Consider the following 19,093-nt stretch of genomic DNA (forward strand, 5'->3'; position numbering starts at 1 on the left):
ACGAATCGTTGCACCTTTGTCTTCCTCCTCCTCATCTGTTCGGGGGACTATGCCACGACTGTTCAAGCACAAAGGGGACTCAGGGTGACCAAGACCCACAGAGCCAAGACCACGCTGACGGTGGCCGTCGCGTCCGGCTTGGTGCTCGGCGGAGTGGCCGCACCGGCCGCCTTCGCGGCACCCAGCGCCGACGCGGTCATCGCCGAGGTCTACGGCGGTGGCGGCAACTCCGGCGCCACGTTGACCAACGACTTCGTCGAGCTCGCGAACCACGGTACTGCCGCCACGAGCGTCGACGGCTTCAGCGTCCAGTACCTGTCCGGCTCGCCGAGTGCGTCGAGCACCTGGCAGGTGACGCAGCTGGCCGGCAGCGTCGCGCCGGGCGGGCGCTACCTCGTGGCCGAGGGCAAGGGCAGCGGCGGCACGGTCGCGCTGCCCACCCCGGACGCGACCGGCACGATCGCGATGTCGGCGACCGCGGGCACGATCGCCCTCGTCTCCGGTACCGCCGCGCTGACCTGCAAGACCGCCGCGGACTGCGCTGCCGACACCCGGATCAAGGACCTCGTCGGGTTCGGCGTGGCGACCGTGCGCGAAGGCGCTCCGACGGCCGCGCCGGCCAACGCGACGTCCGTCGCGCGCGGCGCGTCGCTGGCCGACACCGACGACAACGCGGCCGACTTCACCGTCGGCGACCCGTCGCCGACGAACACCAAGGGCGAGACGACCGGCGGCGGTGGCCCCGGCGAACCGGGCACCCCGGCGAAGATCCACGAAATCCAGGGCACCACGCGCATTTCGCCGTTCAAGGACAAGAAGGTCAGCGACGTCACCGGCGTCGTCACCGCGACCCGGACGTTCGGCTCGGTGCGCGGCTTCTGGCTCACCGACCCGAACCCGGACAGCGACCCGCGCACCAGCGAGGGCCTGTTCGTGTTCACCGGCTCGACGAGCCCGGCCGTCGCGGTCGGCGACGCGGTGACCGCGACCGGCACCGTCCGCGAGTTCTACCCGGACGCGCCGGCGACGTCGAACTACCAGTCGCTCACCGAGCTGGGCAGTGCACAGTGGACGGTCGACTCGCACGCGAACGCCCTCCCGGCGCCGACCGTGCTGAACCCCGACACCGTGCCGACGACGTACGCGCCGTCGCCGGGCGGGAACATCGAGTCGCTCCCGCTGGAGCCCGCGAAGTACGCGCTGGACTTCTGGGAGTCGCACGAGAGCGAGATCGTTTCGGTCAGCGACGCCCGGGTCGTAGGCCCGTCGAACTCGTTCAACGAGCTGTACGTGACGTCCAAGCCGGACCAGCACAAGTCCGTGCGCGGCGGCAGTGTCTACCTGGGGTACGACCAGCTGAACAGCGGCGTGATGAAGGTGTCGTCGCTGATCCCGTTCGAGCAGCGGCCGTTCCCGAAGCTCAACGTCGGTGACGTGCTGACCGGCACCACGTCCGGCCCGGTCGAGTACAGCAACTTCGGTGGCTACACGCTGTTCGCCAGCGTGCTCGGTGCGGAAAAGGACAACGGGCTGCAGGGCGAGACCACGCGCAAGCAGCGGTCCGGCGAGCTCGCGGTCGCGACGTACAACGTCGAGAACCTGGCGCCGGGCGACTCGCAGGCGAAGTACGACCGGCTCGGCGAGGCGATCGTGACGCACCTGGCGACGCCGGACATCGTGAACCTGGAAGAGATCCAGGACAACACGGGCGCGACCGACGACGGCACCGTCGCGGCGGACCAGACACTGCAGAAGTTCACCGACGCCATCGTCGCCAAGGGCGGCCCGCGCTACCAGTGGCGCTCGATCGACCCGGTGAACGACCAGGACGGCGGCCAGCCGGGCGGCAACATCCGCGTGGCGTTCCTGTTCAACCCGGCCCGAGTGTCCTTTGTGGATCGTCCGGGCGGGACGTCGACTGCTCCGGTGGGCGTCGTTCGTGAGCGCGGGAAGACGCACCTGACGGCGTCGCCCGGCCGCGTCGACCCGGCGAACGAGGCCTGGGAGGACAGCCGCAAGCCGCTGGCCGGCGAGTTCGTCTTCAAGGGCCGCACGGTGTTCGTCATCGCCAACCACTTCAACTCCAAGGGCGGCGACCAGCCGACGCACGGCCGCAACCAGCCGCCGGTGCGCAGTTCCGAGGTGCAGCGGGCGAAGCAGGCGACGGTGCTGCGCGGGTTCGTCGATTCGCTGCTGACGGCGGATCGCAACGCGAACATCGTCGTGGCGGGCGACTTGAACGACTACCCGTTCTCGCCCGCGGTCCAGACGCTCACCGCCGGTGGCGCGCTGAAGGACCTGATCGCGTCGGTGCCCGAGGCCGAGCGGTACAGCTACGTGTTCGAGGGTCAGTCGCAGGTGCTGGACCACATCCTGGCGTCGAAGGCGCCGCGCGGAGTGGACTACGACGTCGTCCACATCAACGCGGAGTTCGCCGACCAGGCCAGCGACCACGACCCGCAGGTGATCCGGTTCCGGCCGAGCACGGGCAACGCGATCCAGGACGCGCTCAACGACCTGCTCGACTACCTGGAGCAGGTGCTGGACAAGTACTTCCCGTAAGTCCCGCTTGACGAAAGCCACCACCGGGCGTTTGCCCGGTGGTGGCTTTTTGTTGCCACACCATCGGGTGATGGGGAAACCGCAACGCGGGTGCTGCCGTCTTTACTGGTGACGGGACCACAGGGGAGGGGTGGCGTGGACGGGTATGCGGTGAAGGTCGATGAGCTGGGCGAGCTCATCGACGACTTGGGCACGGCGGCGGACAGGATGGCTGACGCGAACAAGAAGCTCGGCGGCGGCGGGGCTTTCGGGTCGTTGGGCACGGCTGATCTGGGCAAAGCAGGCGTCGAGTTCGAGGAGGCCTGGGGCTACGGCATCGGACGCCTGGGAGAGGCGGCTTCGGGGATCACGGAGCGCCTGAAGCAGGCGAAGCAGAAGTACGAGCAGATCGAAGCGGAGTTCGGCGGCGAGCTGAAAAAGTTCGGTTCGATGGTGATGGGCGAGGACGACCCGACTGTGCCCCACGCGCAGCGTGGGAACTACCCCCGGGTCGGCCGGCCGAGCGGCGAAGGCCCGGCCGGCGGCGGCTCGTTCGGCAACGTGCTGGGCGACGGCGGCATGGTGGGCGGGGGAGTCACCGGCGGCGTGCCGGGCATCAACGACCAGGCCGAGCGCGAGGAGCCGGTCTCGGACCTCGGCGGTGGCATGGTGGGTGGCGGCGCGACCGGCGGCATCACCGACATCCTGAACGGCCTCGACCGATGAGCACCCGCGACTTCCCGGCCCTGGGCTTCGACCCGGCGCCCGGCGACCTCGACGGCGTCACCGACCTGGCGGGCAAGTACCGCGCGGTGAGCAAGGACCTCACTGAGGCCGACGACTCGCTGCGGCAGATCGTCCGCAAGCAGGGCATCTGGCAGGGCGAAGCGAGCGAAGCCTTCGCGCGGCGCATCGGCCCGCTGCCGCAGTACCTCGAGGGCGCGGCCAGGTCGATGGGCGAGGCCGCGGACGCCCTCGAAGGCTGGTCCCGAGACCTCGGCGACCTGCAGAAACGCGCGGCAGACCTGGAGGCCCGCGCGGAGGCGGCGGCGCAGGCGGCCGAGCAGGCACGCGCGAATCCGGACCTCGCGCTGGCCAACCGGACGTTCCCGGACCAGCAGTCCCTGCAGCTCGCCCAGCGCCTGCTGGACAACGCGGGCCGGCAGCTCCAGACCGCCATCGACGGCTGCCAGAACATCCAGGACGCGGCCAAGCAGCTCAAGCAGGAGCACACGGACGCGGCAGGCCGGGTCGCCGAGGCGCTGCGGAAGGCGAAGGAGTTGGCCCCGGACGAACCGGACGTCCTCGACAAGCTGAGCGACGCAGTCGGTGGGGCACTCGGCGATCTGACCAACACCATCGCCGACGGGGTGGACGACGCGTGGAACTTCGTCCAGGACCACGCGGAGCTGATTTCGAAGCTCTCGGATGTGGTGGGCGACATCGGCAACGGCCTCGGCGTCCTGAGCGACGTACTGCCGCCTCCTGCCAAGGAGGTCGCGAGCGTGGTCGCCACCGGCCTGGGGCTCGGAGCACTCGGCGGTCACGCTCTCGCCAAGGCAGCCGGAGCCAATGTGTCGACCGAGACGCTGACCTTCGACCTGGCGGGCGCGGCCACGTCGTTGGCTGGCCTCGCCGAGGTACTTCCGGATACCGCGATCAAGGTGGTGACCTATGGCTTGCTCGTCGACCAAGGGATCGGTGAGGGCGTGGGCGGCAAGGACTTCGAGAGCCCCATAGACGACTTCAAGAACTACTGGGTGCCCAAGGACATGGGCCAGGCGGCGGTGGTCGCCGGCACGCTCGTCGCCGGGCCCGCGCCATGGGCGGCGGTGGCGCTGGGCAATGCGGCTGATGCGGGAGTGCAGGCCGACAACGCGCCGAAGCGCCAGCGTGAGCGGGCGGAAGACGAGGTGTGGAACTGATGCCTCTCGAGATCGATCTGCCGCCGGGGTTCGCGGGCATGCCGGTGGGCACGGACGACAAGATGAACCGCGGTCACGCCTGGTCCATCGCGGAGAACGTCGCGGCCGGGGCCGGGAAGTCCGCCGAAGAGTTCGGCAGCTACCTGATGGCCCTCGTGCCGACCATGCAAGCCAACGGCATCCGCGTGTTCGGCAAGTTCGCGGTCGGTACCCGGAAGGGGGACGTCGCGACCCTGACGCTGGGTGTAGTGCAGTGGCCGGAGTCGGCGCCCGGCAGCCGGGACGCCATCGTGGCGGCCATGGCCGAGCAGTACCGGAGCCGGCACAAGCGGGCGGTGGTGCAGCCCGTACGCCTCCCGATCGGCCCGGCGATCGTCGCGATCAGCGGCGGTGAGTTCCACCTGCCCGAAAGCGACGTCCGCGCCCAGATCAAGGCGGAGTACCAGATCCCGATGCCGGACGGCCGGTCCGTGGTGATCCTTTCCGTGGTCGCGGAGTCCGAGGACGCCTGGCCCTCGGTCGCCGAAGCAACGGCAAGGGTGGCTTGGAGCCTTCGCAGCGGGGAGGGGGCGTGAGCGCCGTGGCGTCGTCGCACGGTTTTGACCCCTCTTCGCCGTCGGATTGGCTGATCTTCGCGCTGTTCGGCGTGGTGATCATCGGCGGCCTGACGTTGACCTTCGTCCGTACCCGGCGTTCGATGAAGCCGCGTGAACACCAGATGGCGGTGCTGGCCGGCGAACTCGACGGCCGGCCGCAGGTGTACTTCCGGAAGATGGAGATCGGTTTGGCCCAGGAGGATCTCCTCCGCGTCGCCCACAGCCGGGGCTACTCACTGATCGACCACCGGGTCGGGAAGTACTACGAGTTCGTCTACACACCGCACCAGCCGGGGAGACTGGCATGAGCGACAACGCGCAGCTCATCGAGGAAATACGCTGGCAGCTCAAGCGGATCGACGACCGCAAGGCCGACAACCAGCGCCTCCTCGCCGGCATCGCCGGGAGCGACCACACCACGGTCGTCTCGCCGGATCGGTCCGTCACCGTGCTCGCCGGGCCCGGCGGGGTCGTCTCCGAGGTGCGGCTCGCGCCCGAGGCCATGCGGCTCGACGCTGTCACGCTGAGCCGGACCATCACCGCCGCCATCCGGGAGGCGGTCGCTGCCGGAGGACAGCCGGCCAAGGCGCCGCAGAGTCCGTCGCCACAGCAGCTGCGGCCGGCGCCGCAGCCGCACCGTGCGCCGACGCCGCAACGCAAGCCGAGCCCGGCCGACGACGAGCCCTACGACACGGTGTTCGATGTTTAGCCCGGTGGCGGCTGCTCCCCCCGCTTCGAAACCGCTCGCTTGGCGCGCCACCCCAAGCCCAACACCGCCTGGACCAGCTCCTGGTAACTGGGCTTGACCTCCTCGAGGTACCGCTCCAGATACGCCGGACGCGCGGTCAACACCGGGCGGGGCTCGTCGCCCGGGTCCAGCCAAAGCAAGCCCTGGATGTTGTGGAGCGCCATCTTCCACCAGCGGGTCGCGCGCTCGGCCGCGCGGGCTTCGCGCTCCGTCGCCACCTCGATCGCCGTCTGGGCTTCCTCGATCTCCCCGGTCAGCTCTTCGGCGCGGGCCAGTTCCCACGCGCGCAGGTTCTCCGCCGAGCCCCGGGAGAGGGCGATGATTTCCTTGTACCGCATGGCCGCGGTGGCACCGTCGTCGGTCATCGGTCGTTCTCCGGGCGCTGGAACGGGATGATCACTTCAGGAGCGCCGTGGGTCGTGCGGTCGAAGAACAACGCTCGACCCGGACGCGGGGACCAGTGCACCACCTGGCCCGCCGCGAACGGCGACAGCTCGTTGCCCTGGACGTCGAGCGCCGCCCACGTGCCGATGTCGTCGGTGCCCGCGAAGCCCAGCGTGTCCTTGAGCCGGGCGATGCTGCGCCACCAGCCGATCGTGTGGATGCCGTGGCCCGGCCCGTGCTTTAGCATCACGCGCAGGTGGTCGAGGCCGCTCTTCAGCTGCCCGACGGCTTTCGCTTCCAAGGCCGGCAGCGCCGCGTCGACCCCGTAGAGGAGCAGGATCTTCGCGCCGCCGGACATCGAGCCGGTCATCGACTCCAGCACGCCCGTCAGGTCGTCCACCAGCGTGGCCGCGTGGCCGTCGGCGCGCAGCCGCTCGGTCAGCTCCAGCGCCGCCGGGGCGCAGGCCTCGATCGGGCAGCTCAGCACGAACTCGACCTCGCCGGGCTCGTACTGCCGCGACAGCGAGCGCGCCGCCGAGTCCATGATGGACAGTGCTTCGGCGGTGGCCGACCCGAGCACCGCGATGTTGCGGCCCGGCGCCCGTGGCAGCTCCACGCTGCACGCGGCCTCGGCGACGTCGATCGACTGCCCCAGCAGTGCCCGCGGCCGCGAGTTCGGCTTGAGGTCCAGGTACGCCGAGAACTGTTCCAGCACCGGCGAATGCGCGCCGTCGAACAGGCGCGGCCGCGGGAACCGGCCCTGGTACTCCTCCCACAGCCGGTGCTGCAGCCGGACGAACACGTTCTTGCTGCTCGCGTCCGGGATGTGGGCCAGCTGGTTGCCGTGCGCGACGCCGGAGTCGTGGTTGATCACCCCGTGCCACTTCGGGGCCGACACCGCCGCGTTGTTCGTCTCGGCCAGCACGCGCCGTGCCTTCGGCATCGCGATGCGCAGCGTGCACTGCTCGAACACCGCCGGCTTGCCCCAGAACGCCTCGATGCCGGCGACGTCCTGGCTGGCCAGCACCAGGTGGATGCCCTGCGACCGGCCGCGCCGCGCGATGTCCTCCAGCAGCTGCGTGGCCGTGGCCGTCACCTGGTCGCGGCCCGCGAACAAGTACTGGAACTCGTCGATCACCGCGACGATCCGGGGCCAGTGCCCGCCGGGGTCGGCTTCGCGGAGGTCGGCGAGGTTCGTGACCTCGTGCTCCTTCGCGGCCGCGGACCGGCGCCGCAGCTCGTCGGCCAGGAACCGCAGCAGCGCCAGGCCGAACTCGCGGTCGGTGTTGACGTTGACGCCGACGAGCCGCGCGTGCGGCAGCCAGCTCGCGTCCTTGCGCCCCGGCGCCAGCCCGGCGAACGAGACGCCTTCCTTGAAGTCCAACAGGTACAGCGCCAGCTCTTCCGGCGAGTACCGGGCCGCGAGACTGCCGAGCAGCGCGTACAGGAAGTTCGTCTTGCCCGAACCGGACGGCCCGCCGATCAGGGCGTGCGGGCTCGCGTCGCCGATGACGACCTCGACCGGCTCGCCCTCGAAGAACCCGACCGGCGCGCGCAGCTCACGCGCCGAGCTCTCGTGCCCGATCTCGGCCGGCAGCAGGTCGTCGAACGACCGCGGCCCGCCCTGCTTGGCGATCAGCGCCGCGGCGATCCGGTCGGCGGCGCGGATGACCTGCCCGGACGGCATCGGCGGATCGAGGTCGACGACCAGGTCGGTGCCGGTCATGCTGCTGATCGCGTGCCGGTCGTCGATGAGGCTGAGCGTCTCGACCGACGCGCTCACGGCGGTCGGCACGTCGATCATGATCAGGCAGATCCCGGCGGCCAGCGCCCCGCTCGCGACGCGCTTGAGGTCGCGCGCGCGTTCCGGCTCGAGCGTTTCGCCGTTGCCGTACAGCACGACGATGCGGAACGGTTCGATCCGCTCCTGCCGGTGGATGCGCAGCTCCCGCAGTGACGTTTTGCCGTCCTGCATCCCGGTCGCGTGGATGCGGCGGATGTGCCCGGCCAGCTCGTCGAGGAGGTCCTCGAGCCGGCCCGGGTCGTACAGCGAAAGCGCGCTCGTGCGGCTCAGCGGGTAGAGGTCGGGCAGGATCGCGGTCAGCTGCCCGATGTCCCACAGGTGCACGCGAACAGCGCCCGGTTCGAACGTCGAAAGCACGCGGATCAGCAGGTTCTGCACGATGCCGTCGATGGTGGGCCGCGTCTTCGGCGCCGACGTGATCGCCAGGTGCGACTCGTCGAGCAGCGGGACGGCGACGTCGAACGTGCGGGTGGCGTCGCCGCCGGCCGCCGTCGCGGAGCCGACGCGCCACAGGCCGGGCGAGGTGATGCCGGCGATGTGGCCGACGCGGCCGAGCCAGTCACCCGGTGGCAGCCCGGCCGGGCCGGGTGCGTTCTGCGAGACGAGCTCGCGCAGTGTCGAAGGCCCTTGACCCCAGTCGGTGTAGAAAGCGCTCCGCACACTGCCGAGCGCGCCGAACACCTCGTGCGCGGCGGGGTGCCGGGACCACTCGTTCTGTTGCTCGGCATTGGCGTGGTTCATGCCGACGCGGACGATGTCGCGCTCCAGCTCGAGTTTGGCGAGGTCGGTCTCGGCGGCTTGGCGCGCTCCGGCCGCCGCGCCCAGGACCAGACCGATCTGGTGGCGGACCCGGTCGAGTGCGGTTTCGACGCGGTTGCGTTGCTCGGCTGACTTGTTGGCCATCGGCGTCCCCAAGAAAAGGTGTCCCCAAAAGGATTACAGGCGCGACCGGTATCCGCTCACCAGATCTTCGGCAGAGGACAGGCGGACGAGGAGCTGGTCCAGCCCCTCGCCGGCCTGCGCGTACTGCGAAGGAAGCCAGGGATCGGCCTTGGCCTGGGCGTCCACGAGAGCTTGCCGGGCTTCCCCGAGCAGGCTTGTGGCCCGCTCGGAGTGGGCGCGCGCGTCGGCGAGCCCGGCCACGACGGCGGTGAGCAGCTGGTGGAGTTCGGCGAGCGTCATCCGGCTAGAGACGCGCCGAGTAGGAGTCGGCGGAGGAAATGCTTGCTTGAACCGTGCTCTGCAAGCCGTTGATGCCTTGCAGTGCCTCCGCCAGCAACCCGTGCGCCTGGCTCACTTCGTGCTGGCTGCTGCCTTGCGTCGCTTGTGCGAGCGACTGCTGGGCTTCTTCGAGAGACTGCGCTGCCTGCTGCAGGGCGGCGATGCTCGCGGACGCCTTTTCATTGGCGAGCGCGATGCCAGCGCGGATCTCTTCGACTCCGGCCATCGGGCCTCTACTCCTCGAAATTTCGTCGGTCTTGCGGGGGCGAATCCATTGAAACAGATCCAACGACTCAGCGTGATCATCTGACTGTGCCGAGTGATCACGGCCCCGGAATCAGCAAGGCCCCGGACGTGGGACGTCCGGGGCCGGGCCGATCACGGTGCGTGCCGGGGTTGACCTGGCACGGCTGTCGCACACTGAAGTCGCTGGCCGGCGCAACCCCAGGTCAGAGCGGTTTTCGTGCCACTGCTGGCCTTTCTGGAAGCGTCGGGCTCGGGTTGGGGTGAGACTAGCGCGACCGGAGCAACGGGCTGCGTTCAGCCCTACTCGTAACTCCCTGTGGACGAACAGATTTGTCCAGCAATCGCTCGAAAGACATTTCACATTTCGGGCAGTCGGACGAACGGGACGAGTGCCGCATCCGCATCCGCACAGGCACGTGCTCGTGCGAGCCCGGTTCGCTGGGTCGATCACGCGGGGAAGCCGGTGCGCACTCACTGGATTCGGGACAGGCCACGGTATCCGGGGCGGAACGGCGAAACGCCGGGCGCGCGGCCCGGCGTTTCGCCTGTTCAAGTGCGGAGGATACAGGATTCGAACCTGCGAGGGCGTGAACCCAACACGCTTTCCAAGCGTGCGCCTTAGGCCGCTCGGCCAATCCTCCGCAGGAGACGATACCGGATGGCAGTCCCGGGACCTGAAGGTGGGTCTCAGCCGTCGGTGGGCTGCGGTGGCGCGACGATGTCGGCCACCACGCAGGTGATGTTGTCCGGGCCGCCGCCTTCGTTGGCCAGGCGGATCAGCTCCGGGATCACGTCGGCCGGCTCGCGGATCGCCGCCAGGACGTCGCGCATGGTCGCCTCGGTCACCGGGCCGCTGAGGCCGTCCGAACAGAGCAGGTACCGGTCGCCCGGCTTCGCCTTGAACGTCCAGATGTCGGGGTCGCTGGACCCCGTCGTCTGCAGGGCCTTCATCAGCAGCGAACGCCGCGGGTGCGAGTCCGCGTCCTCGGCCGCGACCCGGCCGTCCTCGACCAGGGCCTGCACGAGCGTGTGGTCGCGGGTCAGCCGCCGCAGGCCGCCTTCGCGCAGCAGGTACCCGCGGGAGTCGCCGACGTGGGCCGCCGCGAACTCGACGCCGTCGAACATCAGTGCCGTCAGCGTCGTGCCCATGCCCACGGTCGCCGGCTCGTTCGAAGCGACCTCCGTCAGCCGCTGGTCGATCGACTTGACCACGCCGGCCAGGGTCGCGGCCAGGTCGACGCCCGTGAGGTCCATCCGCCGGAGGTCGACGTCGAGCTCGCGCAGCACGTCGACCGCGGTCGCGCTGGCGACTTCGCCGTGCGGCTGGCCGCCGATGCCGTCGGCGACGGCGAGCAGGCGGGAACTCGCGTACAGCGAGTCCTCGTTGATCTGGCGGCGCCTGCCGACGTCCGACCCCGCGGCGTACCGCAGGACGTACCGATCGTGTGTCATGCCTCCCATGAAAGCATTGGTTGACTGAGTTCACAAGCAACTCGGCTGAATGGAGCACTCTCCGATAGAGTGCCCGCCATGGACGACGACGCCACGGTCAGCGCGGCCGACATCGCGCGGCTCGCCGGGGTCGGCCGGGCCGCGGTGAGCAACTGGCGCCGTCGCTACCCGGACTTCCCGCCGCCGGTCGGCGGCACGGCGTCGAGCCCGTTGTTCGGCCTGTCCGCCGTCGCCGGCTGGTTCCGCGCCCGGGGCAAGAAGTTCGAGCTGTCCGCCGGTGAACGCGCGTGGCAGCGCCTGCGTGCCCTGGGCGACGACCTCGACCTCGCCGAGCGCGTGAGCCGCGCCGGCGTCTTCTTCGCCTTCCAGGCCGGGGTCCTCGACACCTTCGACAGCAAGCTCGACGACCCCGAGCTGCTCACCCTGCTCAGTGAGATGACGCACCGCGCCGGGCCGCTGGAGTCGTTCGAACTGTTGTGCCGCCGGTACTTCGAGGCGCATTCGCGGCGGCTGTCGGCCACTCCGGAGCCGGTTGCCGAGCTGATGGCCCGGCTCACCGGCCCGGTTTCGACGATCCTCGACCCGGCGTGCGGCTTCGGCGCGCTCGCGCTGGCGAGCGGCGCGAAAACCGTGCTGGGCCAGGACAGTGACCCGATGACGGCCTCGATCGCGACGTTGCGACTGCGGCTGCGCGGCATCGAGGCCGAGGTCTACGCGGTCGACGCGCTGCGCGAAGACGCCTTCGCCGGCCGGACCGCCGAAGCCGTGCTGTGCGACCCGCCGTTCAACGAACGGGCCTGGGGGCACGACGAGCTCGTCGGCGACGCGCGCTGGGAGTACGGCCTGCCACCGCGCGGCGAGCCCGAGCTCGCGTGGGTGCAGCACTGCCTCGCCCACGTCGAACCCGGTGGTGCGGTGGCGATCCTGATGCCGGGCGCGGCGGCCGGGCGGCGCAGCGGGAAGCGCATCCGCGGCAACCTGCTGCGCGCGGGCGCGGTCCGCGCGGTCGTCACGCTGACGCCGGCCGGCCCCGATCTCTGGCTGCTGCGGCGGCCGGTGCCGGGGCAGCGTCCGCCGTCCACCGTGCTGCTGGCGGAGGCCGGCGAGGACTTGTCCACAGTGGACGAGATGTGGCAGGACTTCCGCGAGCACCCCGAATCCGGCGTCCGGATCATCGACCTGCTCGACGACGACATCGACCTGACGCCGGCTCGGCGCCGCGGCCGGGACGAAGACCTCGGGCAGGCGTTCCAGGCCGTGCGGGGCCGGTTCGCCGAACTGGCGCCGAGGCTGCCACCGCTGGACGCCGCCGACACCGAACCGACGTTCACCACGATCGGCGAGCTGGTCAAGGCCGGGGTCGTCGAGGTCAAGCACGCGGCCCGCACCGACGCCGAGCACCCGAGCGCCGAAGCGGGCGACGTCGTCGCGTCCGTCACCGGGATCGCGTACGTCCACAGTGGACCATCGGAGCCGGTCGGGCCCGGGCTCACCGTGTACCGCGTCGACCCGGACCGGCTGGACGCGGACTTCCTGGCCGGCTGCCTGCGCGCGGCCGACCTGCCCGCCGCGTCCGCGTCGACGCGCATCGACGGCAGGCGCGTGCGGATCCCGCGGGTCGCGATCGGCGTCCAGCGCGAGTACGGCCAGGTCTTCCGGCGGCTCGCCGAGTTCGACGCCGTCCTGCGCGAGACGGCGGAAACGGGTCGTGAGCTGGTCCGGCTAGGCTTCGCGGGACTTGTCGAAGGACGGCTCATCCCGGGCCGATAGGGGAACGGATGCTGATCGCCGACCGCTACGAGCTCGACGAGCTGCCGCTCGGGCGCGGCGGGATGGGCGCGGTGCACGGCGGGCACGACCGCCGGCTCGGCCGGCGCGTGGCGATCAAGCTGCTCAGACTGCCGGGCCGGGACGAAGAGCTCGAGGCCCGCTTCGCGCGCGAAGCACGGATCCTGGCGACGCTCGACCACCCCGGCGTGCCGACGCTGTACGACTACGGCACGCACGACGACCGGTTGTTCCAGGTCATGCAGTTCGTCGACGGCGTGACGGTCGCCGACCTGCTCGCCGAGCACGGGCCGCTGCCGGTGCCGTGGGCCGCGGCGATCGCGGCGCAGGCGTGCGCGGTGCTGACCGCCGCCCACTCGCTCGCGGTGTGCCACCGCGACCTCAAGCCGTCCAACCTGATGCTCGGGCCCGACGGCGGCGTCAAGGTGATGGACTTCGGGCTCGCGGTGCTGCGCGAAGCCGACGCCGCGCAGTTCACGCGAGCCGGGCAGCTGCTGGGGACGCCGTCGTACATGGCGCCCGAGCAGATCCAGCGCGGCGGTGCCGAACCGCGAAGCGATCTGTACGCGCTGGGGTGCGTGCTGCACGAGATGCTCACCGGGCGGCGGCTCTTCGACGGGCCCACCGCCTACGCGGTGTTCGAGCGGCAGGTCAAGGAGCTGCCGCCGCCGGTCGCGGGGGTCCCGAAGCAGCTCAACGCGCTGCTCGCCGAGACGCTGGCGAAAGACCCCGAAGCGCGGCCGCCCGGAGCGGCCGCGCTGTACGACCGGCTCGGCGCGTTCGTCGGGGAGCTGCCCCCGCTGCCGGGGTTCCTGGTGCCGCCGTCCGTGCCCAGCCCGGGCCGGATGTACGCGCGGATGCTGGGGCGCGTCAGCGGCTGAGCGCCGCCGGCCGCTGGTCGGCGAGCGGCAGGCCGCGCCGCTGGATGCGGGAGTAGGTCGTCGCGTTCTGCACCGCGATGCTGACGCCCAGGGTGAGCGCGATCGACGCGGAGGTCAGCGGACCGGCGACGCCGAGCGCGGTGCCCAGCGCGACCAGGCCCACCCGGACGGCGATGGTCAGCAGCCACAGCCCGACGGTGACGGCCGAGCCCTTTTGGAACGTGGTGCCGTCACGTTCGGTGAGCGTCGTGGTGGTGCTGCGCAGCACGCCCAGGCCGGCGAGGACGACGAGGTCGGCACCGAGCAGCCCGAGCTCGGCTGGCGACGCGTCAGGCAGCGCCTTCGCGGCGAGGTAGACGCCGGCGGCGACCAGGATCAGCGGCATCATGACCAGGGTCTTGCGGTTGAGCAGCGTGCCGCGGACCTGCTGGTAGACGACCTTGTAGAGGACGTAGGCGGCGATGACCGCGTAGAGCAGGACGTTCGCTGCGCTGGGCATTTCGGGGCTCCTTGGTTTCGAGGTGCTCCCAGCTTCGGCGAACGGCGGGGCGGAATCGTCGGCGTGGGGACCGGGCCCGGGTGGAACCGGGGATCAACCCGGGGGTGGAGGCGCTATTCCTCCCAGACCGGCGCCGGCGGCAGGCCGCGTTCCGCGCGGGCCGCATCGGACAGTTCTTGGATGAGGGCCGTCTTGGCCCGGGTGTAGGCGTCGCCGGTCACGCCGGACGCCGCGAGCTGCTGCTTCAGCTCGCCGTAGCGGCGTGCCTCTTCGGGGTACTTCCGCAGGTGAGCGGCCATGACTCGCTCCTTGTTGTGCGTCCAGTTGCCCGGCGGGAAGATGTGCAGGTGGTGGGTGCGGACGTCGCCGTCGCGCCGGACGAACAGCAGCCGGCCCGGCGCGCCGAAGTCCTCGGCGCGGTAGCCGAGGCCGTCGAACAGCCCGGGCGGGACCGCGTCGAGGTGCGGCGCCAGCGCGGCGATGTCGATGATGGGTTTGGCCGCCAGGCCGGGCACGGACGTGCTGCCGATGTGCTCGATCTCGGTCAGCCGCCCGCCGGCGGCGGTGAGGATTTCGGTGCGGGCCGCGGCGAAGAGCGCGGGCCACGCCGGGTTGTACGGGGAAACGATCACCATGGGTTCATGTTCTACCCAAATCGTGACCTTCCCGGACGAACCTCGAACGGGTGACCGCCGTCTTTACGGGTGTCCACAAGCGATGATCGAACATGGGGGTAACGGATCGTGAAGAGGCTTCTGGCGGGAGCGGCCGCGCTGGCCACCGCGTTCGTGCTGGCCGCCTGCTCCGGGGGCGGGGCGGCACCCGGGGGGCCGAACGCCGGCGGCGGGGGTGTCGCGGCCGCCGGTACCGGGGGTGGGACGCCCACGACGTCGAGCAGCACCACCGCGGCCCCCACCACGACCAGTGCGACTCCGACGCCGACGCCGTCGACCACGAAACCGGCGCCGACCAGCACCACGGCCAAGCCGAAGCCGAAGCCCAAGCCGGTCGCTCCGGCGGGCAACCCCGGCGTCCCGTGCGCCGCCGCGGCTGCCGCGTCGGGCACCGCCGCCTGCGTCGACATCTCCGCGCACAAGGCGTGGATCCTGCAGGGCGGCAAGGTGGTCTACGGGCCGGTGCCGATGCTGCCGGGCCGCAAGGGCTACGCGACGCCGACCGGCACCTTCCACGTGCTGTCGAAGGAAAAGGTGCACCTGTCGAAGGAGTTCGACAACGCGCCGATGCCGAACTCGGTGTTCTTCTACCCGGGCGACGCCTTCCACACCGGCAGCCTGTCGGTGTATTCGCACGGCTGCATCCACCTGTCGGCGAGCGCGTCCCTGAAGTTCTTCACCACATTGCACATCGGTGATGTCGTGCAGGTTGTCCCGTAACCACCGATAAGCCAACACGGACAGTAGGTTACAAACAGATAAATTCACTCGGCCGAGTGCAACTGGCCCTCCTTCTCAGGCGATAAATGATCGCTTGGGAAGGGGGGCCAAATGGCCTTGGGAAAGCTCAGAGCACTGCGTCACGCCCTCGTGGCGGCGGTGTTGACAGGGGCGCTGCTGCCCGTCGTGACCACGGGGGTGGCGGCAGCGGCGACCACACTCCCACCGGGGTTCGTCCTGCAGGACAGCAGCACCGGACTGGGGAACTACCAGCTCACCGACTTCGCGTACCTGCCGGACCAGTCCGTTCTCGCCACGGGGAAGAACGGCCGCGTCCAGTGGGTTCCGACCAGCGGGACACCGCGGACGATCGCGACACTGCCGGTCCGCGAAATCAGTGACATCGGGCTGGTCGGGCTGGCCGTCGCGCCGGATTACGCGACGTCGCACACGATCTACGTCACGCGCTCGCTGAACGTCGGCAACGGTTTCGTCATGCGGCTTTCGAAGTTCACCGTGGATCTGGACGGGGCCGGCGCACCCGCGTCGCTGTCCGGTGAGCAGTCGTTGTTCGAGGTGCCGGGCATCTTCGAAGTCCACGGCATCAACGGCATCATCCCCGCCGCCGACGGGACGCTGTGGCTGTCCATCGGGGACAACGGCGACTTCACGAAGGTGGACCCGGGCGCGCTGCGCTCGCAGGACATCAACCAGCCGTACGGCAAGATCTTCCACCTGGCCGCCGACGGCAAGGGCGTGCCGGGCAACCCGTACTACGACGCCGCCAACCCGGCGTCGACCGCCAGCAAGGTCTTCGCACGCGGGTTCCGCAACCCGTTCCGGATGACCATCGACCAGAACTCCGGCCTGCCGGTCGTGGGTGACGTCGGCTGGAACACCTGGGAAGAGGTCGACGTCGTCCAGCGCGGCTCCAACCAGGGCTGGCCGTGCTGGGAGGGCAACCACCCGACCTCGGGCTACAGCGCCCTCGCGGGCTGCGCCGGCGTGGCGAACCAGGCCCCGATCTTCGAGTACCAGCACGGTACCGGCCCCATGCAGGGCAACAGCGTCACCGGCGGGATCGTCTACAACGGATCCAGCTACCCGGCGGCCTACCGCGGCTCGTACTTCTTCGGGGACTACGTCACCAACAAGATCTGGACGCTGCGCTACGACGACCAGGGCAAGCTCACGCAGGCCCCGGAGAACCCGCCGGTCTTCACCGGCATCGGCGGCCCGGTCAAGTTCGCGGCGGCGCCGAACGGCGACATCGTCTACGCCGACATCCTCAGCGGCAACCTCCGCCGGCTGAGCTACTCGGCGGGCAACACCGCGCCGGTCGCCAAGGCGACGACGACCACCGACCCGGACACCCGCACGGTGTCGTTCGACGGTTCGACGTCGGTCGACTACGACGGTGACCTGCTGAAGTACGACTGGGACTTCGGTGACGGGACCACGGCGGCCGACGCCGGGCCCACCACCACCCACCAGTACGCGGCGGGCACCGACGCGTTCACCGCCAAGCTGACGGTCCGGGACCCGCTGGGGGCCACCGGTTCGACCACCATCGCGGTCGCGCCCGGCAACCACACCCCGCAGCTGACCGTGACCACGCCCGGGGACACCGCGACGTTCGCGGTGAACCAGCAGGTCAGCCTGAGCGCCACCGCGACGGACGCCGAGGACGGCACGCTGCCGATCACGTGGACCACCGCGGTCCGGCACTGCCCGAGCGAGGCGACGTGTCACTCGCACCCCGGCGCCGGCGGCACCGGGGCGAGCTTCGCGCAGCCGTTCACCGAGCACCCGGACTCCCGGATGGAGTTCACCGCGACGGTGACCGACAGCGCGGGTGTCACGACGTCCAAGACGTACACGGCGATGCCGCGCCAGCACCGGATCACCTTGCTCAGCACGCAGCCCGCGGCGCTGAGCATCCCGGTCGAGGGCGGGGTCAACACGGCGCTGGTGACCGAGGGCGCCAGCTTCGACGTCGAGGCCGCGCCGCTGGGCACCGACGGCGTTTCGAAGTTCGCCGGCTGGCAGGGCGGTCCGACGGACACGACGTGGGTCGTCACGGTCGGTACGAGCGACCTGACGTTGACGGCGAACTACGACACCCCGATCGACCAGCGCTACAACGCCGACCCGGCGTTGCGGACGATGCTCGGGGCGCCGACGGGTACCGAGGTCACCGACGGCATCGTCCACTACCGGGCCTACGCCAACGGTCGCTTGTACTGGAGTGTCGTGGGCGGGACGAAGTTCCTCACCGGTCCGGTGCTGGACAAGTACCTCGCCGTCGGCGGTCTCACCAAGCTCGGCCCGCCGACGAGTGACACCGCGACCACTTCGGACGGTGCACAGTTCAACGACTTCACCAACAACGGCAACCTGGGGTCGATCTACTACACGGCCGCGACGGGTGCGCACACGATCTACGGTGAGATCCGGAAGAAGTGGGCGGCGCTCGGCTACGGGCAGATCCTGGGCTACCCGACGAACGACGAGGACGGGACGCCCGACGGCGTCGGCCGCTTCAACCACTTCATCAAGGGCAACAACGTCGGTTCGATCTACTACACGCCCGCGACGGGCGCGCACGCGATCTACGGCGAGATCCGGAAGAAGTGGGCCGCGTACGGGTACGAACGCGGTCTCGGCTACCCGACGAACGACGAAGACGGGACGCCGGACGGCATCGGCCGGTTCAACCACTTCAGCCTCGGCCACTCGATCTACTTCACGAACGCGACGGGCGCGCACGTGATCAAGGGCGAGATCCGCAAGCGCTGGGCGGCACTCGGCTGGGAGCGGTCGTACCTGAAGTACCCGACGACGGACGAGTACGTGACGAGCGGGGTGTACCGCAGCGACTTCCAGGGCGGCTACATCACGTACACGCCGGCGACGGGAGCGGTCGACCGCCCCTGGTGACGGTGATCGTCAGGGCGTGAACTGACAGGCGCGGGCCGCCTCCGGGATTCCGGGGGCGGCCCGCTTCGCGTTTCGGGGAACCTCGTCGTGGGTCGCGCGTCTTGATTGGCAGAGCAGGGGAACCACGGATTCTTGGGGGAACACATGCGATTCCGGCGCGCGCTGACCGGTCTGTCCACTTTGGTCGTGGCCGCGGTGCTGACGGCCTGTTCAGCGGGGCAGACCGCGGACGTCCGGCTGGCGGCCGGCACGCCTTCGCCGTCCACTTCGGAGACCAGTACGCCTTCGGAGACCAGCACGCCGAAACCCTCGGTGGCGCCCGGTGTTCCGTGCACGATCACCGCGAAGGCCTGCGTTTCCCTTTCGGAGAAGCAGGCCTGGCTGCTCGACGACGGCAAGATCGTCTACGGCCCGGTGAAGATCATGCCCGGCAAGAAGGGCAGCACCACGCCGGTGGGCACGTGGCACGTGCTCTACAAGGAGAAGATGCACCTGAGCCGCGAGTTCGACAACGCGCCGATGCCGAACTCCGTGTTCTTCTACAACGGTGTCGCCTTCCACCAGGGCAGCCTGAGCAAGTACTCGAACGGCTGCGTGCACCTCTCCGCCGGCGCGTCGCTGAAGTTCTTCTCCTCGCTGGACAAGGGTGACGAGGTCCAGGTCGTCCGCTGACC

18 protein-coding genes and 1 tRNA gene are annotated in these 19,093 nt (G+C 70.2%); 11 read left to right on the forward strand and 8 right to left on the reverse strand.

Annotation, left to right across the window (positions count from 1 at the left end; all coding sequences use genetic code 11):
- The first annotated feature begins 84 nt into the window (after window positions 1-84).
- The 6 genes from QQ657_RS39090 (at window position 85) to QQ657_RS39115 (ending at window position 5,771) form a co-directional block, all read left to right on the forward strand.
- The gene (locus tag QQ657_RS39090) at window positions 85-2,562 is read left to right on the forward strand and encodes a DUF8508 domain-containing protein (RefSeq protein ID WP_284747385.1); all 2,478 of its coding nucleotides are present in this window, start codon (window positions 85-87) and stop codon (window positions 2,560-2,562) included.
- A 135-nt stretch (window positions 2,563-2,697) separates the two neighbouring features.
- Window positions 2,698-3,267: a hypothetical protein gene (locus QQ657_RS39095; RefSeq protein WP_284747386.1), complete on the forward strand. Its 570-nt coding sequence runs from the start codon at window positions 2,698-2,700 to the stop codon at window positions 3,265-3,267.
- Window positions 3,264-4,466 carry a putative T7SS-secreted protein gene (locus tag QQ657_RS39100; protein ID WP_284747387.1) on the forward strand — a complete coding sequence of 401 codons (1,203 nt, stop codon included), beginning with the start codon at window positions 3,264-3,266 and terminating at the stop codon, window positions 4,464-4,466. Before QQ657_RS39095 ends, QQ657_RS39100 begins: the two co-directional genes overlap by 4 nt.
- A complete protein-coding gene (locus QQ657_RS39105; protein WP_284747388.1) occupies window positions 4,466-5,041 on the forward strand; it encodes a hypothetical protein in 576 nt (191 codons plus the stop codon). The genes QQ657_RS39100 and QQ657_RS39105 overlap by 1 nt, the downstream gene beginning before the upstream one ends.
- Window positions 5,038-5,370 carry a hypothetical protein gene (locus QQ657_RS39110; protein WP_284747389.1) on the forward strand — a complete coding sequence of 111 codons (333 nt, stop codon included), beginning with the start codon at window positions 5,038-5,040 and terminating at the stop codon, window positions 5,368-5,370. Before QQ657_RS39105 ends, QQ657_RS39110 begins: the two co-directional genes overlap by 4 nt.
- A complete protein-coding gene (locus QQ657_RS39115; protein ID WP_284747390.1) occupies window positions 5,367-5,771 on the forward strand; it encodes a YbaB/EbfC family nucleoid-associated protein in 405 nt (134 codons plus the stop codon). Before QQ657_RS39110 ends, QQ657_RS39115 begins: the two co-directional genes overlap by 4 nt.
- Here the strand turns inward: QQ657_RS39115 and QQ657_RS39120 are convergent.
- The 6 genes from QQ657_RS39120 to QQ657_RS39145 all read right to left on the reverse strand — a co-directional run bounded on the left by QQ657_RS39120 (window position 5,768) and on the right by QQ657_RS39145 (window position 10,917).
- The gene (locus QQ657_RS39120; protein WP_284747391.1) at window positions 5,768-6,175 is read right to left on the reverse strand and encodes a hypothetical protein; all 408 of its coding nucleotides are present in this window, start codon (window positions 6,173-6,175) and stop codon (window positions 5,768-5,770) included. The genes QQ657_RS39115 and QQ657_RS39120 overlap by 4 nt on opposite strands.
- Window positions 6,172-8,901 carry an FtsK/SpoIIIE domain-containing protein gene (locus tag QQ657_RS39125; RefSeq protein ID WP_284747392.1) on the reverse strand — a complete coding sequence of 910 codons (2,730 nt, stop codon included), beginning with the start codon at window positions 8,899-8,901 and terminating at the stop codon, window positions 6,172-6,174. Before QQ657_RS39125 ends, QQ657_RS39120 begins: the two co-directional genes overlap by 4 nt.
- A 33-nt stretch (window positions 8,902-8,934) precedes the next feature.
- Window positions 8,935-9,180 (reverse strand): hypothetical protein, encoded by a 246-nt coding sequence (locus QQ657_RS39130; RefSeq protein ID WP_284747393.1) that lies wholly within the window; start codon window positions 9,178-9,180, stop codon window positions 8,935-8,937.
- Between the two features lie 4 nt (window positions 9,181-9,184).
- Complete coding sequence (locus QQ657_RS39135; RefSeq protein ID WP_003056176.1) at window positions 9,185-9,445, reverse strand: hypothetical protein; 261 nt, start codon at window positions 9,443-9,445, stop codon at window positions 9,185-9,187.
- 576 nt (window positions 9,446-10,021) lie between these two features.
- Window positions 10,022-10,106, reverse strand: a tRNA-Ser gene (locus tag QQ657_RS39140).
- 46 nt (window positions 10,107-10,152) lie between these two features.
- A complete protein-coding gene (locus QQ657_RS39145; RefSeq protein ID WP_284747394.1) occupies window positions 10,153-10,917 on the reverse strand; it encodes a PP2C family protein-serine/threonine phosphatase in 765 nt (254 codons plus the stop codon).
- Window positions 10,918-10,995: 78 nt separating this feature from the next.
- On the opposite strand from QQ657_RS39145, the gene QQ657_RS39150 reads away from it, so the two are divergent.
- Both QQ657_RS39150 and QQ657_RS39155 read left to right on the forward strand, forming a co-directional pair.
- The gene (locus QQ657_RS39150) at window positions 10,996-12,687 is read left to right on the forward strand and encodes an HsdM family class I SAM-dependent methyltransferase (RefSeq protein ID WP_284747395.1); all 1,692 of its coding nucleotides are present in this window, start codon (window positions 10,996-10,998) and stop codon (window positions 12,685-12,687) included.
- Window positions 12,688-12,695: 8 nt separating this feature from the next.
- Window positions 12,696-13,586, forward strand: a complete 891-nt coding sequence (locus QQ657_RS39155) for a serine/threonine-protein kinase (protein ID WP_284747396.1) — start codon at window positions 12,696-12,698, stop codon at window positions 13,584-13,586.
- Here QQ657_RS39155 and QQ657_RS39160 read toward each other — a convergent pair.
- Window positions 13,576-14,085 (reverse strand): hypothetical protein, encoded by a 510-nt coding sequence (locus QQ657_RS39160; protein ID WP_284747397.1) that lies wholly within the window; start codon window positions 14,083-14,085, stop codon window positions 13,576-13,578. The two genes, QQ657_RS39155 and QQ657_RS39160, sit on opposite strands and share 11 nt — an antisense overlap.
- A gap of 113 nt (window positions 14,086-14,198) precedes the next feature.
- A complete protein-coding gene (locus QQ657_RS39165) occupies window positions 14,199-14,720 on the reverse strand; it encodes a GrpB family protein (RefSeq protein ID WP_284747398.1) in 522 nt (173 codons plus the stop codon).
- 108 nt (window positions 14,721-14,828) lie between these two features.
- Here QQ657_RS39165 and QQ657_RS39170 point away from each other — a divergent pair, with 108 nt between their 5' ends.
- From QQ657_RS39170 to QQ657_RS39180, 3 genes are all read left to right on the forward strand, one after another.
- Complete coding sequence (locus tag QQ657_RS39170) at window positions 14,829-15,479, forward strand: L,D-transpeptidase (protein WP_284747399.1); 651 nt, start codon at window positions 14,829-14,831, stop codon at window positions 15,477-15,479.
- Between the two features lie 111 nt (window positions 15,480-15,590).
- Entirely contained in the window at window positions 15,591-18,419 is a 2,829-nt protein-coding gene (locus QQ657_RS39175) for a PQQ-dependent sugar dehydrogenase (RefSeq protein WP_284747400.1), read from the forward strand.
- Between the two features lie 144 nt (window positions 18,420-18,563).
- Window positions 18,564-19,091, forward strand: coding sequence for a L,D-transpeptidase (locus QQ657_RS39180; RefSeq protein ID WP_284747401.1), 528 nt, complete (start codon window positions 18,564-18,566; stop codon window positions 19,089-19,091).
- Window positions 19,092-19,093: the final 2 nt, after the last annotated feature.

This window comes from Amycolatopsis ponsaeliensis (genome assembly GCF_030182635.1).
GTDB lineage: Bacteria > Actinomycetota > Actinomycetes > Mycobacteriales > Pseudonocardiaceae > Amycolatopsis > Amycolatopsis ponsaeliensis.